Below are 16,728 nucleotides of genomic sequence, written 5' to 3' on the forward strand. Positions count from 1 at the left end.
TTGTTACAGTTTTTGCAACACTTTTTACAAATATTCAAAAAATAAAAATAACGGCTTTCTTCTAACCAAAGTTCTTAGTGCAAGTTTGATAATGTAAGTAACCTAAAGATTACCATTTGTTTTTGACGGTATTGTAATCAATAAAATAACGAAAACTTAAGGATATATTAGAAGTCAAATTATTATTCCAAACATTTTTAAAGTTTGTAGAAAAATTCTTCTCTACTTCATTTGTTCTATCTAAGGCAAAATTTCGGTATAAAAATGACATTTGACTTCCTGGTGCGAACCACCATGTATAGGATAAATCAAAGTTCCAAGAATTAAAATTTCTATTTTTATTTTCATTATATAAGGTGTTGAGAGCTAACTTTCCGTCATCTTGCAATGTAAAAAATTCATGATTTTTAGCATAGGACCAATAGTAACGTGCTGTTAAGTTAATGGTCATTTTTTCATTTAGAGCATATTTACCTGTAAAATCATGTTGAATATATTCTCTATTGCGTTCCGCAAAAATGATTCCATCAGTTGTAGTATCAACCCAACCTCTATCATTTTTTTTATTCAAATAATCGACAGCATAGGCCAACGACAACTTATCATTAAAACGATATTTTGGACTAGCATAAAAACCATAATTATAGCGTCCTTGCTCGTCAAATTTGGCACATGATAGCGTTACATCAAAAGTAAAAGGATGGTTACGGTTCATTTCTATTCCGAAATAAGAAGATATTCTTTTAGGAATATATACATATCTATTGTATTCTCTGGGTTCATAAAAATCATAGGTAACTAGAGGATTTGCTATAAGTGCAAATTCAAAGTAATCATTATTTAAATTAGTTCCTTTCAATACCGTTTTATACCAAGCCTCTTGAAGCTTTCCGAATGTATTTTGAATCTCAGCGTTGACTTCTTGTTCTACTTTGAAAGTATTAAATACTTTGGTTGGATTAACAATTCTATAACTTCCATTGGCCAAAAAACCATGGTAGTTAGTAAAAAAAATGATACCCAAATCATTGATGTCATAATCTTCAGAAATGTATTTACCTGAAAACAAATAGCGATATTTTCCACTAGTTTTGGCAAAATTTATTGCGGTTTTAAAACCATTATAATCTTGAACATCATTGATTGCGCTATATTTAAAATCACCATATAAATTATAAGTATTGGCCTTGGTACTTAAATCAAATAATAAGCCTGAGACATTGGCATCTCTAAAACCACCGTTTCGTGTAGTATTGGTATTGATAAAAGTAACCGAAGAGTTTTGATTAAAACGCTGGTCAAAAACCAAAACATTATAATTAGTAAGAGGTTCAATGACTTCTTTTCTTTGAGAATTACTAACTGTATCTTTTATCGTTGCAAATGTTTTTTCGGTTACCGCATTTAAAAACCCAACTCCTAACCCTTTTTGAGTTCTTCCAGATACTTTTACAGCATTGATTAAATCTACTGAATTGGGATAATTAGTAATTTCTTCATTGGGCTTCAGATTAACCTCGGTTGTAGGAGCTAATCCAATTCTTCTGGAGTAAAACAAATTTCCTTTATTGAATAAATCGGTTCCTTCAGTAAAAAATGGTCGATTCTCTTGAAATTGTTGTTCAAAGGGCTCGAGAATGAGAATAGCATTATCAAACTTAGTTTGGCCAAAATCGGGTACCAAAATAGCATCTAAAGTAAACGAATCATTGATACCGTATTTCAAATCTAATCCTGCTTTGAAAGTTGTGCCAGAACCAATATCGTTTTTTTGATAATAAACAGAAGAATAAGGGATAAAAAACAAACGAGTTGGAGTATCAATATTTGAAATACCTTCTAAAATACCCGCTTGTGGAATGACCGCACCAATTTTTGTATCAACTAAATTCCACGTGTATTTTTGTACATCACGCTTAATTTCCCGCATAAAATTAAGACCCCATGTTTGCTTTTCTGCATTTGAAAATCGCAAGGCTGCATAAGGAATTTTCATCTCAACGGTCCAGCCAAAATCAGTCAGTATCACTTTACTATCCCAAATAGCATCCCATGAAAAGTCTTCAAAATCTTCAGTGGCTAGACAATCCATTTGTACACCAGCAGCACTTACAAAAAAACGAAAATCTTGCTGACCGTCATTGAATCCATTAATATAAATCGAAAAATGATCGGAAACGCCAAAAACATCTCTGTTAGTCAATTCTCGTTGAATTTTGGACGGTTCATTATCATACATTGTTGCCGCTATATAAATTGCAGTATTATCATACACAATTTTAACTTCAGTTTTTTTATCGTCACTAATAGGTTTGCCGTTATCCGGTTCAAACATCACAAAATCAGTGGCTATTGCGGCAGACACCCATGCTGTTTCGTTAAATTTTCCATCAACAGTAATGCTTTCTGTAGTAGATTTCGTCACAAGGTTTTTTTTTTGTGACCAAAGATTACAATTCAATAAAAACAATAAAATAACAATAAACAAGTATTTTTTTTTCATTTGGAGACGAACTATTTCGTAAATGTATAAAATTTAACATAATAAAAAAGAATAACTCACATTATTTCAGAATCACAAAAAACAAAAAAACATCGACAAAGTGTTAAATTTTATCGATTAAATACATCATGTCGAGTTGAAAGATGTTTTTTTTTGTAGATTTGTCAACCCCAAATCTTTGTTTAACAAATAGAATATCAATGAGTTATAGCATATTCCTTACTACAGTATTTTTCTTCTTAAACATCTTCTCTGTAAACACTACGGTTTTAGAAGAATTCAAAAAACGAAAATCCCATGTAGAACATGTTGCAACATTCAAATCTAATGCCGATTTGATAATAGCCTCTACTTATCAATCCTTAAAGTCAAACCAATATAGTCTCCCCCAATTTGAAAGCTTTGCGGCAGCTCTAAAAGGATATTATAACTTAACAAAACAAGGGTTGGTAAAAAAAGAAATGCTCACGATTATCGACTTTAGCTTATCTTCAAATACAAAAAGGCTTTGGGTCATAGACATGACATCCAATACCATTTTGTTTAATTCTTTGGTTGCTCATGGCAGAAATACAGGTGAAGAATTTGCTAATCGATTTTCGAACAAAGAAGCCTCTTTTCAAAGCAGTTTAGGCTTTTACTCAACAGGAGAAGTCTACCATGGAAAACATGGACTGTCTCTAAAATTGGATGGCTTAGAAAAAGGAATAAATTCTAACGCCCGTTCTAGAGCCATTGTAATGCATGCAGCAGCCTATGTTTCAGAGGCATTTATCAAGCAACATAAAAGATTGGGAAGAAGTCAAGGATGTCCTGCTTTACCTGATGAATTAACCTTACCTATTATCAATACTATTAAAAATCAATCCGTTTTATTTATTTACCACCCATCACTTAAAACGTTAAATGAAAAGGAAAGTTTAACTTCTTAATTTATCATACAAAGCTGTATCATAATCATAAATATCTTTTCGAAAGTAGAGTTTCCCTTTATGACTCCAGGCTGTCCAATACCATAAGTAAAGATTGTATTTTTTTTCAATTTTAACATAATGCGTTTTTCGAGTGGCTACTATAGAATCTATTTTAGTTTTTGACCAATTTTCGGAATGGTTTAAAAAGTATCCAGCTAATTCCAATGGCTTTTCCACACGAATACATCCTGAACTCAAAGACCGATTATACAAACCAAATAAGTTTCGATGATTGGTATCGTGTAGATATATACTATGGTGATTAGGAAACAAAATTTTCATCTCGCCAAGTGTATTATTTGGACCTGGTTTTTGAATGTATTTGTATTGATTTGGCTTATTAGGATTCCAACTTTCAGGTGGAACAATATTGTTATTACTGTCATAAATCAAAATATCTTTATTTAAAAGATACTGACGGTTTTTTTTCATTGCTGGCAACACATCTTCTTTTAAAATAGTTGGAGGTATTGTCCAAGTAGGATTTAAAACCACTGTTTTTAGATAAGAGGTTAATATAGGAGTTTTCCTTTTACTTGTTCCAACAACTACTTTTTGAACAAGGGTTGTATCTTGGTTCTCAACTACAATTAGTTTATAATCTGGAATATTAATACTAATGTAATCTTCATTAGGAAGTTCTTCAAACCAACGCCATCTCTCTAAATTAGCAATGATTTGTTTTTTTCGTCTCGATTTTGTAAAATTCAAAGCCTCAATCGTTCCTGCTCCAATTATTCCATCTGGCGCCAATCCGTGTCTTTCTTGAAAACGCTTCACAGCAGCAACTGTCTTTGCATCATAAAAAGGAGACTTGTTCCCAGAGGCAGTGATGTCCCCCCAATACCTAAGGCGTTTCTTTACAGTAATAATCTTTGGATTGGTATCGTTGGGTACTATAAGTTCCGCAAAAGAAATCGGTGTAAAATCAACATCAGGATACTGTTCGATAAGTCTCAAAGCTTCTTTCAATTGACTATAAACTGGTGCAATGGGTCTGCAATTTTGCATCAATTCCAACAAGCTTTTTTGATTAAAAGCTTCAATTAGCCTAGAATTTACATCAAATGGAGTTTTGAAAATATCCCAATTTGTATATAATTTTCTAGGATCTAACTTCCCCGTTTTTAAATCCAATAATAAATGTTGAGTATAGATTGTCAACAATATATCATACTCTACCAAACCACTATTTTGTAACATCGAATATTTTGCTTCCAAAGACTGCAACAATGCCAACTGATAATCTTCAGGAAACAATCCTTCTTGATAGGAATTAGCAATAGTTTCTAAAACAATTGCACGATCCTTTTGCGATTGCCAAACTGTTGTAAAACCAGTTGCTCTATAAAATTCGAGTAACTTTTGATTAGAATAATTCAAAACCAATGAGCTATCAAAAGCAATTGCATTTGGGCCAATTTCAATCAGAGCAATTGTTCTGGGCTTAACAAAATTGGCTATATTTTCATTCGAATTATCTTTACAACTGATAACCAGCAACCCCATTAAAAAATAAAAAATACATCTCATCTCAAAAGTTTTTGTACATAATTATGTGTGGTCCTACCTCTGGAATATCAAACAATTTCCCATAGATGGCATACCCTAAACTTTCATAGAAGCCAATGGCGCTCACTCTAGCATTGAACCAAATTAATTGTGTTGCCTGTTCTCTAAAAAATGATTCGCAATATTGTAATAAAATCTTACCCAAACCTTTGTTTTGATGCTCCTCCAAAATTGCCATACCTCGAAGTTGGAATTGCTTATCATGACTGAAGTGCTTACTGTTTTTCATAAAAAAAGAAGCTACCCCTAACAATACTTCATTGTCAAAAACACCAAAATGCAGTGTATTTAAATCTTCATCACCTTCAAAATAACAAGTTGAGATTGGCTTGCCTGCTCTCAAAACAGCATGTCTAATAGAATACGTAGCTTTGGCTTCGATTTTTTTTATTGTATACATAGGCATTTTTAAAAAAAAATAAAAGTATAACAATTTAGTTTTAAATTAATTATAACTTCGTTTATATATATATCATATTTTTTGCTACAAAAATTTGTAATTTACTGAAATGTTTAACTATATTTGCACCACAATAATGCGAAAGTAGCTCAGTTGGTAGAGCTCCAGCCTTCCAAGCTGGTTGTCGCGAGTTCGAGCCTCGTCTTTCGCTCAAAGTTAGAAATTATTCTACACGTTCTTGAATATAAAAAACTATAAGTTGCACTTATTTTTAGTTTATTTATATTAATACCAAATTTAATGCGAAAGTAGCTCAGTTGGTAGAGCTCCAGCCTTCCAAGCTGGTTGTCGCGAGTTCGAGCCTCGTCTTTCGCTCATTAAAAAGCCGAAACTTATGTTTCGGCTTTTTTATTTCAATCTACTTAAATCAGTGCCTGGTTCTAACTCAACAGGCTCTTGATTTTGCAAAAACAAACGAGCGGTTAAATCCCCTTTTAAAGTAACTTTTTCTCCTATTACTTCAAGCCAACTCCCCTCTCTTAAACCCAATACTGGCAAAGTGTTAAAGGCGTGAAATTCTTTAATTCTCGTTTCTCTTGTTTCTCCCATATGTGTAGAATTGGGTATTGGATCCAAATAATGAGGATTCAGATTAAACGGAATTACTCCTAAAGTCTGAAAACTTGGAGGATACACTATTGGCATATCATTAGTGGTCTGCATGCTCAGTCCACAAATATTACTTCCAGCACTTGTCCCTAAATAAGGAGTCCCTTTATTTATGGTTTCAGATAGCAATTGCATGATTTCCATTTTATACAATTGACTAACCAACAAAAAAGTATTACCTCCTCCTGTAAAAATTCCCTCTGCTGTAACTATCGCTTTTTTTGGATCTTCAAACTCATGAATGCCTTTCACGCCAATGCTTATCTTGGCAAATGCCGAAGCCACTTTAGCAGTATATTCCTCATGACTAATTCCTCCTGGGCGAGCAAAAGGAATAAACAAAATGCTTGAACAAGACTCAAAATGCCTTTGTAATGTATCCAATAAATAGTCTAAATAATCCCCGCCATGTAGGGTTGATGTACTTGCTATGATACAATTTCTCATACTATTATTTTTAATCGTTAAAGGTATTAAAATCCATTTTTTAAATTAACATTTTTTTACCAAGCTTTTAATAATTATTTGGCAAGAGATTGAAATACTTTTACCACATATCAAATGGAGAATAGTAATGAAATTATGCTTGACACTATTTTTTCAAATAGCCATTCTCGCCATTGCCAGGGGACAGCAACAAAAAGAACTTATGATTTCAGGAATTGTCCTCATAAACGACAAAGGCATTGAGAGCGTTATTGTTAAAAATGAAATGTCCAACGCTTCTACAGTTACCGACTCCAAAGGGTATTTTACTATTACATGTCAAATTGGAGATATTTTAAATTTTTCTTCAATTAATGCTGCACCTTTAAGAAAGAAAATAACTAAAAACGAGTTTCAAACCAATAATATAGTGATAAACATGACTTTACAAACTATAGATTTAAGAGAAGTGATTATCAACAACAATACAATAACTGCTGAAAAACTTCGAATCATTCCAGAAAATCAAAAAAAATATACTACTGCTGAAAGACGATTAAAAACCGCTGGAGACTTTAAACCCATACAACTTTTGAGTATCTTAGGTGGCACTTTGCCATTTGACCCCATTATCAACAAAATATCAGGAAGAACCAAAAGACTAAAGCAAGAACTCGAAATTGAAAAAAAAGAACATCTATTTAACAGACTTAAAACACTTTACAAAGATGAATTTTATGTTGTGAACTTAAAAATTCCAGAAATATACATTGATGCCTTTAGATATTATTGCATCGAAAATCAATTTATAGTTTCTTATCTTAATTCAAGAAACAAACAACTATTAGAGCTATTAATGAGTGAATTAGCAGTTACCTTTAACAAAAATCTATCTAGTGAAGAATAATTTTACCTTTTTACTATTTCTTTTTTGGACGTCTATCATCGTTGGACAAACCCTAACTGAGAGAACAATTCAGGGTAGGATTTCTGTAGAATCTAATTTTGTTGATGGAGTAAATATCAAAAACGAAACTACTAATCAAGCTACCACAAGTAGAATTGAAGGCTATTTCAGAATCCCAGCCAATGAAGGCGACATTGTTGTATTTACAGCTGTAAACCTTGAACCATTAACAAAGATAATTACAAAGGCTGATCTTGCCAATAATGAAGTAAAAATTGAAATGATGCTAAAAAGTATCGTTTTAAAAAATGTCGTCATCAATACCTATCCTGAAATTTCAGCTGGGAAACTTGGTATTCCTAATGCAACCAAACATTTTACACCCGCCGAGAGAAAACTTCAAACGGCAACCAGAGGCAGCTTAGATGGCATATTAAATGGTATTTCTGGAAGAACAACAATGCTCAAAAAAGAAATTCTTGTAGAAAAAAAAGAAAAGTTACTTGACAAATTAGAGTACTTATTTGATGAAAATTTTTATATTCAAAAATTAAAAATCCCCAAAGAGTACATCAAAGGTTTTCAATATTTCTGTATAGAAGACCAGCCATTTATCAATTCGTTAAAAACCAAAAACAAAACCATGAGCGAATTTTTGATAATAAAATTAGCCGAACGGTATGTAAAAATCATTTCAAATGAAAGTAAATAAATCAAAAACAAAAACGTTGGTTTTTTTCTTAGTCACTCATTGTGTTTTAGGTCAAGTAAAAGAACAAAAAATGGTCAAAGGAAAAATCAAGACCAACTCAGGTGTTTCTACAGAAATAGAAGTAGTGAACTTAAATTCTGAAAATAGTGTAAAAGTAACTGAAAATGGGGAATTCACTATTCAGGCAGCAATTAACGATGTTTTATTTTTTGTTTCTAAAAATTTTGAAGCCTATAGAAAAGTGATTCAAGACAATGATTTTTGTGAAGACTTCATTACCATAGAAATGACACCAAAAGGCATCGAATTAGACGAAGTAATTGTCAATCCATACGCTACTATCAATGCTCGTGATCTTGGAATTATTCCTAAAAACCAAAAATCATATACTGTAGCCGAGAGAAGAGTTAAAGCCAACTCTGGAGGTATAGGAGGACTAATCAATATGCTTTCTGGCAGGAAAGAAATGCTAAAAAAAGAACTAGAAGTAGAGAAAAAAGAAATCAATTTAGCCAAATTAAAACGATTATTTACTAATGATTTTTACCAAAAATCATTTCATATTGCTGCTGACAAAATCAACACCTTTCAATATTATTGCATTGAAAACAAAAGCTTTGCCAAATTATTAGCAACCAATAATAAACCGCAAATGCTGATTGCTATGCTTCAATTAGCCTCGACCTTTAATGAACTCAATAGCAATGAAGGAAAACTATAAACTAATAGTGTACTTCTTTTTTGTTGTTGGAGTCGCTTTTTCACAAGAAAGAAGCAATTTAAAAGGAAAAGTGGCCAATAGTATGAAAGCTTTTGTAAATGGCTCTGTTGTTAATTTGAGTTCCAAAACAAGAACAGCAATTTCAGAGCAAGGTTATTTTGAAATTTTGGCTCAGCCTAAAGATACTTTATTATTTGCTAGTTTAGCTTGCTTACCCAAAAAAGTAATTCTAAACAGTAAGAATTTTGACATTCCATACCTTGAAATAGAACTTGAATTATTTGACAATGAATTAAAAGAAGTAATTGTTTTGAATCAAAAAGAGATTCGACCTTTGAGTACCAATCTTCAAAAATATACAGATAAAAAATACTATGATGATGCACAATCATCCCCTACCAATCCTTTGATGCCTCCAACAACAATTGCTAACGGGACTGACTTTGTACGACTTTTCAAAGATGTCAAAAAGTTATTAAAAAAGAAAGCATTACAAAAAGATAGCCAAGAAAAACTCCTCAATTATTATGTAGAAGTATTTAATAATGTGCCTATTGATTTTTTTTCAGAAACCTTACAGCTTAAAGAAGAAGAGTTGATTTTATTTCTTTCTTTTTGCGAAGCAGATAAAAAAGCTTTTGAGATTCTAGAAGAAAAGGATTCCTTTCGTTTGCATGATTTTTTAATTGGTAAGAACAAAGAATTTAAAAGTTTAACTACTTTTGGAAAATGAAAAAAACAGTTTTATTCTTTGCACTATTCTTTTTAACGTTTAGCCTTTCATCCTTTGAAATGCATAAATTTTATGTGGCTATATTTCAAGTTCAATTTGTTCCCGAAAAGAAAAGAATTCAAATCACTTCACGAATTTTCTTAGATGATTTAAACAAAGCTTTAGAAAAAAAATACCACCAAAAAACAACAATTGGAATTGGATCAGAAAAACCAGAAGACCTTATTTTATTAAAAAAATACTTTGCTGAAAATTTAAAAATCAAGCTAAATAATCAACAACAAAGTCTAAATTATATCTCAAGCGAAGTTGAAGAAGATGTTCTAGTTTCTTACCTATCAATCAAAGAAATCACAAAATTTCAAAACCTAAGCATTCAGAATTCCTTATTGATGGATTGGAATTCAGAACAACAAAACATTATGCATTTTACAGCAAATGGCGTTAAAAACAGTCTCAATTTTACCGATTCTTCAAAGTCTCAAATGTTAAAATATTAGGATTAAGGACGTAGTTACATTAAAAATGTTATTTTCACAGCCTTAAATTTCTATTTTAACTATGAAAAAAGCTACCCTATTGTTATTTCTTCCGGCACTATTATTTGCCCAAGAAAAAACCACCACCAAAACACCAAAACAACAAGGCAAATACGACACCAATAAGTTCAGCCAAATGTATGATTTATTGGCCACTCCAAACATGTTTCGAACTGCATCAGGAGCGCCAGGACCAGCCTATTACCAACAACAAGCAGATTACAAAATAGACCTTGAGTTAGATGACAAAAACTCCAAAGTATATGGGTCAGAAACCATTACTTACACCAATAATTCACCTGATAAATTGGAGTATCTTTGGTTGCAAATGGACCAAAATCAGGCCGCAAAAAATTCACAATCACCCCTAGCAGAAAGTGACCGAATTGAGCAAGTAATGGCTCCAAATAGATTTACTAAAGAATATCTAAAACAAGGTCTTGACCGAGGTTTTAAACTAGACTACGTTAAGGATGCCAAAGGAAACCCAATGACTTACACTGTAAATCAAACCATGATGCGTATTGATTTACCCACCCCAATGAAACCAGGAGAAAAAATCACTTTCTCTGTAAAATGGTGGTACAACATCAACAACTACCAACAAGATGGGGGTCGTTCAGGATATGAATTCTTTGAAAAAGATGGCAATAAATTGTATGTAATTGCTCAATTTTATCCAAGAATGGCCGTTTACAATGACGTTGAAGGATGGCAAAACCAACAATTTTGGGGAAGCGGAGAATTCGCATTGCCTTTTGGAAATTTTGACGTAAACATCACTGTGCCTGCTGACCACGTTATGGAAGCAACTGGAGAACTATTGAACCCCGCAGAAGTTTTTACTGCTGAACAACTAAAGCGTTATGAACTAGCCAAAAAAACCTATGATAATCCTGTTGTAATCGTTACACAAGCTGAAGCTGAAGCTGCTGAAAAAGGTTTTTCTACTCAAAAGAAAACATGGAAATTTAGCGCCAAAAATGTTAGGGATTTTGGAATAGCGACTTCTAGAAAATTCATTTTTGATGCAATGGCAGTAAAACTTGGTGAAAAAACTGTAATGGCTACTTCTGTATATCCAAAAGAAGCCAATCCACTATGGGGCGAGACTTCAACTAGAACGGTTGCTCATACTTTAAAAAGTTATTCATCCCATACTTTCGATTATCCTTATCCAAAAGCAGTATCTGTTTCTGCAGAAGATCAAGGAATGGAATACCCAATGATTTGTTGGAATTTTGGTCGCCCAGATGCAAATGGGGTAACTAATCCTCAGGTAAAAAATGGAATGATTGGCGTAATTATTCACGAGGTAGGACATAACTTCTTCCCTATGATTGTTAACTCCGATGAACGTCAATGGTCATGGATGGATGAAGGCTTGAATTCATTCATGGAATATATGGCCGAGCAAGAATTAGGAACCAATTTCCCTTCAAGAAGAGGACCAGCAAAAAACATTGTTCCTTACATGAGTGGAGATCAAAAGTTTCTAGAACCAATTATGAGTAACTCTGAAAGTATTATTCAATTTGGAAATAATGCCTACGGTAAACCTGCGACAGCATTGAATATCTTGAGAGAAACAGTTATGGGTCGTGAATTATTCGATCACGCATTCAAAACTTACGCAAATCGTTGGAAATTCAAACACCCTACACCTGAAGACTTTTTCAGAACTATGGAAGATGCTTCTGCATTTGACTTAGACTGGTTTTGGAGAGGTTGGTTTTACTCAACTGACTTTGTTGACATAGGAATAAATGATGTAAAGCAATATTATGTAACTGATACTCCTACAACCGAATTGAAAAATTCAAAAGTAAGAAGAGGACGTTTTGGTGAAGAAAAAGGACCATTTGTATATTTGGTTGAAGGAACAAATGCCGAATTAAAAGAATCAGATAAAAAAGCATTGAAAATTGAAGAATTCAAGTTACTAGCTGACTATGTTAACGAAAAACTGACTGCTGAAGAAAAAGCAAGTCTAAATGCACCTAAATATTTTTACGAAGTAGAATTCAACAAACCTGGTGGGTTGATTATGCCAATTTTAGTAGAAATCACTTATGAGGATGGTACTACTGAAAACTATAAATATCCAGCACAAATTTGGAGAAAAAATAATGATACAGCCAAAAAAGTATACGCTACTTCAAAAGCAATTAAAAAAATCCAAATCGATCCAAAATTAGAAACGGCTGACATTGATGTTACCAACAACAGTTGGCCAAAAGCAGAAGAAAAATCAAAATTTGATTAAGTAAACTAATAACATTTGTATGAAACAAGCCCGAATCTGTCGGGCTTGTTTTATTTTATTAATATGTACACTAATCAAAATCGTTAAATAAAAGATAAATTTTAGTCACTAATAAAAGAAGACAAGCAGCTATGAATGAAAACAAGTATTAATTTAATAAGTTTGCTTTGTGTTCCTTAATTCGGGAAACTTACTAAAAAGAATTTATACAAAAGAAATGGCAATAGCTGAAAACTTATTAAAGATAAAAGAATCGCTTCCTGAAAACGTTACACTTGTTGCGGTTTCAAAAACAAAACCCGTAACCGATTTAATGGAAGCCTACACAGCCGGGCAACGCATTTTTGGGGAAAATAAAATCCAAGAAATGGTCGATAAGTGGGAACAAATGCCAAAAGATATTGAATGGCACATGATTGGCCATGTTCAAACCAATAAGGTAAAATATATGGCTCCGTTTGTATCATTAATTCATGGAGTCGATAGCTTAAAATTATTAGAAGAAATCAATAAACAAGCTCAAAAAAACAACCGAATTATAGATTGCTTATTGCAAATTTATATCGCCGAAGAAGAATCAAAATTTGGTCTGGATGAAGTAGAATTACAAAATTTACTCAACTCCACTTCTTTCAATCAAATGAACAATATTAGAATAGTTGGATTAATGGGAATGGCTACCTTTACGGATAATCAAAACCAAATCAAAAAAGAGTTTACCCATTTGAAATCTATTTTTGATACCCTACAAAAACTAGAGCTTAAAAACTGCCAACTGAATACCATCTCAATGGGAATGTCAGGCGATTATCCATTAGCTATAGTATGCGGCAGCACTATGGTTAGAATCGGAAGTAGTATCTTTGGCGGAAGATAATTATATACCATTATAGATTAAGGATTTAAGATTTATAAACTGATTACTAAAAACTGTAAACTGAACACTGAATTTGTACGCAATACTTGACATAGAAACCACAGGAGGACAATTTAACGAAGAAGGAATCACAGAGATTGCGATTTATAAATTTGACGGACACGAAATCGTAGACCAGTTTATAAGTCTTGTCAATCCCGAAATTCCAATTCAACCCTTTGTAGTAAAGCTTACTGGCATAAACAATGCTATGTTGCGTTCTGCTCCAAAGTTTTTTGAAGTGGCCAAACGCATCATCGAAATTACATCCGACTGTGTTTTGGTCGCGCACAATGCCAGTTTTGACTACAGAATCTTAAGAACTGAATTTCGCAGACTGGGCTATGATTTCAATTTAAAAACGCTTTGCACTGTTGAATTGTCTCAAAAACTATTACCAGAACAACCTTCGCACAGCTTAGGAAAATTAGTCCGAGCATTGGGAATTCCAATGGCAGACAGACATCGTGCGAGCGGAGACGCAATGGCCACCGTAAAACTCTTTAAGTTGCTACTCGAAAAAGATGTCGAAAAAACAATCATAAAAGAGCTAATCAAAACCGAAATCGAAAAAGGAATCGCTCCAAAACTCTTGGATATTGTACAAAGTATGCCTTCTAGAACTGGAATTTATTACATCCACAACGACAAAGGCAACCTAATTTATATTGGCAAAAGCCGAAACATAAAAAAGAGAATCAACCAACATTTTACTGGAAAATCCAATAAATGTAAAAAAATCCAAACCGAAGTTTTTGCGGTAACTTATGAAGAAACAGGAAGCGAATTGATTGCGCTGCTCAAAGAAAGTGAAGAAATAAAAATCAATAAACCAATACTAAACCGTGCCCAACGCAAAAGTATTTTTCAATTGGCGCTTTATACTGAGAAGGACAAAAATGGCTATTTGAACCTAAAAATTCAAAAATACGATGGAAGAAAAAAAGAAATCACTTCATTTTCTTCTTTGCAGGAAGCCAAAAACACATTGTTCAAGATTACGTCTAAATATCATTTGTGTCAAAAATTAACTGGGCTTTACCAAACCAAAAAAGAATGTTTTCAATACGGCATAAAAGGATGTGACGGTGCTTGCATTGGCGAAATCACCCCCGAAGAATACAATCAAAGAGTCCATCAATTCCTCAAAGAAAATGATTTTGAGACGCAAAATATGATTGTAATAGACAAAGGACGCAACATCAGCGAGCGTTCCGCAGTACTCATTGAAAACGGAATTTACAAAGGATATGCTTTTTATGATTTAAATTATCAGATTACAAATCCAGAAATCTTAAAAAATATTTTAGTGCCTATGCAAAACAACCGAGATGCTAAAAATATAATCCAAAGCCAAATTCGTAAAAGTAAAACACTAAAGATTATTCACTTTTAATAAAGAGCTATTCCTGCTGTACATTACAACTCCTCGCGATTAGAGTAGTTTTTCTAAGGCACAAAAGGAGCTTCCGTTGGTCGCTCTTTTCTACCAAGAAAAAACAAACTCCAATCACTCCGGGGTTTTCATTTCCATCAGGGCTAAAAAAAATGAAACATCTAATCACCATAATAGGACCCACCGCTATTGGCAAAACCGCTTTGAGTATTCAACTTGCGCAGCATTATAATTGCGAAGTTGTTTCATGCGATAGCAGACAATTTTTTAAAGAAATGACCATAGGCACAGCCGTACCAAGCAAGGAAGAATTAAAAGCTGCCAAACATCATTTTATACAAAACAAATCTATTTTTGAGAATTATACCGTTGGAGACTATGAAAAAGAAGTCCTTTCAAAAATAGACGAATTGTTTACCAATAATGATTTTGTGGTTTTGGTGGGTGGTTCAGGCTTATATGTAGATGCGGTTTTAAAAGGTTTTGATGCTTTTCCAGATATAGACCCAAACGTAAGAGCCACAATTCAATCCCAATACGAAACTGATGGAATAGCCTTTTTACAAAACCAACTCAAAACGTTAGACCCTGTTTATTATGAAAAAATAAACAATGAAAATCCTCAAACGCTACTCAATCCACAACGAATGATGCGCTTTGTAGAAGTTTGTGTTGGCACGAAAAAGCCTTATTCTTCATTTTTAAATCAACAAAAAAACAATAGAAATTTTAACCCAATTCTTATTGGTCTTGAGGCAGAAAGAGCAATCATCTACAACAGAATTAATCAAAGAGTAGACATAATGATTCAACAAGGATTAGTAGAAGAAGCTCAAAATTTATACCCTCACAAATCGTTAAACGCTTTACAAACTGTAGGATATCGTGAACTTTTTAGTCATTTTGATGGTGAATGGGATTTACCTTTTGCAATTGAAGAAATCAAAAAGAACACCCGCCGTTTTTCAAAAAGACAACTCACTTGGTTTAAACGAAAAGAACATACTCAATGGTTTGATTACTTATCAGATAAAAAAGAAATCATAAATTTTATTGATTCACAAATAACATAACAAAAAATCTTAATGTTGGCTCTTTAGCCCCGACAGAAGGGATAAACCTTGTGTGCCGGGGTTCGGCTCACAAGTTTAGGAATGATGGCGGGAACGATGTTTACTGAAAAAGCCTGATGATTCGCTCCTAATTCTTACTAATTAACTTTATTTCTATCTTAAAACTTTTTTTTTCAAATGCCTATATCTCCAAACTTTACTTCAATCTTATCAAAAAACTGGGACGTAAATTTTACGCAATGCGCCCCAAATGGTTTTTTGAAATATACTGAATTATGTAATTTATTACAGCTAACCGCTGCGGCACACTCTGAACTTGGAGGGATTAGCTTTGCTGATATGCAGGAATTTCATCAAGCGTGGGTTTTGAGCAGAATGCGAGTAGAAATCGAAGCTTTACCTAAATGGGGTGATACCGTTACGGTAACTACTTGGATTAACTCTTTGGAAAATTCACGCTCGGTAAGAGCCTTGGAAGTACATGTAAATGGAAAAAAAATAGTTGGTTCTGAGACATTTTGGGCAGTTTTTAACACCCAAAAGCGTCGTCCTGAAGCTTTGGCCTTACCTTATGAACATTTTGAATTGTATCCTAATAAAAGAGCAACTGCAAGCACGTTTTCTAAAATAGATATTCATAATGAAAAAGAAATTTTGTTTGAAAAAACAGTTTGCCTCTCGGATTTAGACATAGTAAATCATGCCAACAACGTTAAATATCTTGAATGGTGTTTAGATTTGGTGGACCCAAAATTATTACTCAAACAAAAAGTAGCTAGTTTTGAAATGAATTTTTTAAAAGAATTATCACTTGCTGAGACTGTTCAAATTCATGAAAACATTGAAGAAAATGAAACCATTTTCTCTATTACAAAGGAAGATAAAACCTGTTTTGCCTTGCAATTGCATTTTAAATAAAAA

The 16,728-nt window shown here is 33.0% G+C and carries 15 protein-coding genes and 2 tRNA genes; 13 read left to right on the plus strand and 4 right to left on the minus strand.

What is annotated here, in order from left to right; genetic code table 11:
* Positions 1–109: 109 nt before the first annotated feature.
* Positions 110–2,425 carry a DUF5916 domain-containing protein gene (locus ACSVH5_RS01460; RefSeq protein WP_438059687.1) on the minus strand — a complete coding sequence of 772 codons (2,316 nt, stop codon included), beginning with the start codon at positions 2,423–2,425 and terminating at the stop codon, positions 110–112.
* Between the two features lie 278 nt (positions 2,426–2,703).
* Here ACSVH5_RS01460 and ACSVH5_RS01465 point away from each other — a divergent pair, with 278 nt between their 5' ends.
* Positions 2,704–3,435: a murein L,D-transpeptidase catalytic domain family protein gene (locus ACSVH5_RS01465; protein ID WP_438059688.1), complete on the plus strand. Its 732-nt coding sequence runs from the start codon at positions 2,704–2,706 to the stop codon at positions 3,433–3,435.
* Here the strand turns inward: ACSVH5_RS01465 and ACSVH5_RS01470 are convergent.
* Both ACSVH5_RS01470 and ACSVH5_RS01475 read right to left on the minus strand, forming a co-directional pair.
* Entirely contained in the window at positions 3,424–5,010 is a 1,587-nt protein-coding gene (locus tag ACSVH5_RS01470) for a L,D-transpeptidase family protein (protein ID WP_438059689.1), read from the minus strand. The genes ACSVH5_RS01465 and ACSVH5_RS01470 overlap by 12 nt on opposite strands.
* Position 5,011: 1 nt before the next feature.
* Positions 5,012–5,449: a GNAT family N-acetyltransferase gene (locus tag ACSVH5_RS01475; RefSeq protein WP_438059690.1), complete on the minus strand. Its 438-nt coding sequence runs from the start codon at positions 5,447–5,449 to the stop codon at positions 5,012–5,014.
* Positions 5,450–5,587: 138 nt separating this feature from the next.
* On the opposite strand from ACSVH5_RS01475, the gene ACSVH5_RS01480 reads away from it, so the two are divergent.
* Together ACSVH5_RS01480 and ACSVH5_RS01485 are read left to right on the plus strand one after the other, a co-directional pair.
* Positions 5,588–5,660, plus strand: a tRNA-Gly gene (locus ACSVH5_RS01480).
* Positions 5,661–5,751: 91 nt separating this feature from the next.
* Positions 5,752–5,824: transfer RNA gene (locus ACSVH5_RS01485), tRNA-Gly, on the plus strand.
* A gap of 33 nt (positions 5,825–5,857) precedes the next feature.
* Here ACSVH5_RS01485 and pepE read toward each other — a convergent pair.
* Complete coding sequence (gene pepE, locus ACSVH5_RS01490; RefSeq protein WP_438059691.1) at positions 5,858–6,565, minus strand: dipeptidase PepE; 708 nt, start codon at positions 6,563–6,565, stop codon at positions 5,858–5,860.
* Between the two features lie 127 nt (positions 6,566–6,692).
* Here pepE and ACSVH5_RS01495 point away from each other — a divergent pair, with 127 nt between their 5' ends.
* The 10 genes from ACSVH5_RS01495 to ACSVH5_RS01540 all read left to right on the plus strand — a co-directional run bounded on the left by ACSVH5_RS01495 (position 6,693) and on the right by ACSVH5_RS01540 (position 16,725).
* The gene (locus ACSVH5_RS01495) at positions 6,693–7,451 is read left to right on the plus strand and encodes a carboxypeptidase-like regulatory domain-containing protein (protein ID WP_438059692.1); all 759 of its coding nucleotides are present in this window, start codon (positions 6,693–6,695) and stop codon (positions 7,449–7,451) included.
* Entirely contained in the window at positions 7,441–8,163 is a 723-nt protein-coding gene (locus ACSVH5_RS01500; protein WP_438059693.1) for a hypothetical protein, read from the plus strand. The genes ACSVH5_RS01495 and ACSVH5_RS01500 overlap by 11 nt, the downstream gene beginning before the upstream one ends.
* Positions 8,150–8,884: a hypothetical protein gene (locus tag ACSVH5_RS01505; protein ID WP_438059694.1), complete on the plus strand. Its 735-nt coding sequence runs from the start codon at positions 8,150–8,152 to the stop codon at positions 8,882–8,884. Before ACSVH5_RS01500 ends, ACSVH5_RS01505 begins: the two co-directional genes overlap by 14 nt.
* Positions 8,853–9,617: a hypothetical protein gene (locus ACSVH5_RS01510; RefSeq protein WP_438059695.1), complete on the plus strand. Its 765-nt coding sequence runs from the start codon at positions 8,853–8,855 to the stop codon at positions 9,615–9,617. The genes ACSVH5_RS01505 and ACSVH5_RS01510 overlap by 32 nt, the downstream gene beginning before the upstream one ends.
* The gene (locus ACSVH5_RS01515; RefSeq protein WP_438059696.1) at positions 9,614–10,117 is read left to right on the plus strand and encodes a DUF6702 family protein; all 504 of its coding nucleotides are present in this window, start codon (positions 9,614–9,616) and stop codon (positions 10,115–10,117) included. Before ACSVH5_RS01510 ends, ACSVH5_RS01515 begins: the two co-directional genes overlap by 4 nt.
* Positions 10,118–10,178: 61 nt before the next feature.
* Positions 10,179–12,422, plus strand: a complete 2,244-nt coding sequence (locus tag ACSVH5_RS01520) for a M1 family metallopeptidase (protein WP_438059697.1) — start codon at positions 10,179–10,181, stop codon at positions 12,420–12,422.
* 217 nt (positions 12,423–12,639) lie between these two features.
* Positions 12,640–13,299: a YggS family pyridoxal phosphate-dependent enzyme gene (locus tag ACSVH5_RS01525; RefSeq protein WP_438059698.1), complete on the plus strand. Its 660-nt coding sequence runs from the start codon at positions 12,640–12,642 to the stop codon at positions 13,297–13,299.
* Between the two features lie 73 nt (positions 13,300–13,372).
* A complete protein-coding gene (locus ACSVH5_RS01530; protein ID WP_438059699.1) occupies positions 13,373–14,734 on the plus strand; it encodes an exonuclease domain-containing protein in 1,362 nt (453 codons plus the stop codon).
* A gap of 152 nt (positions 14,735–14,886) precedes the next feature.
* A complete protein-coding gene (gene miaA / locus ACSVH5_RS01535; RefSeq protein ID WP_438059700.1) occupies positions 14,887–15,807 on the plus strand; it encodes a tRNA (adenosine(37)-N6)-dimethylallyltransferase MiaA in 921 nt (306 codons plus the stop codon).
* A gap of 177 nt (positions 15,808–15,984) precedes the next feature.
* Positions 15,985–16,725 carry an acyl-[acyl-carrier-protein] thioesterase gene (locus ACSVH5_RS01540; protein ID WP_438059701.1) on the plus strand — a complete coding sequence of 247 codons (741 nt, stop codon included), beginning with the start codon at positions 15,985–15,987 and terminating at the stop codon, positions 16,723–16,725.
* The last annotated feature ends 3 nt before the right edge of the window (positions 16,726–16,728 follow it).

Origin of the sequence: Flavobacterium sp. RSSA_27 (genome assembly GCF_051547125.1) — a bacterium.
GTDB lineage: Bacteria > Bacteroidota > Bacteroidia > Flavobacteriales > Flavobacteriaceae > Flavobacterium.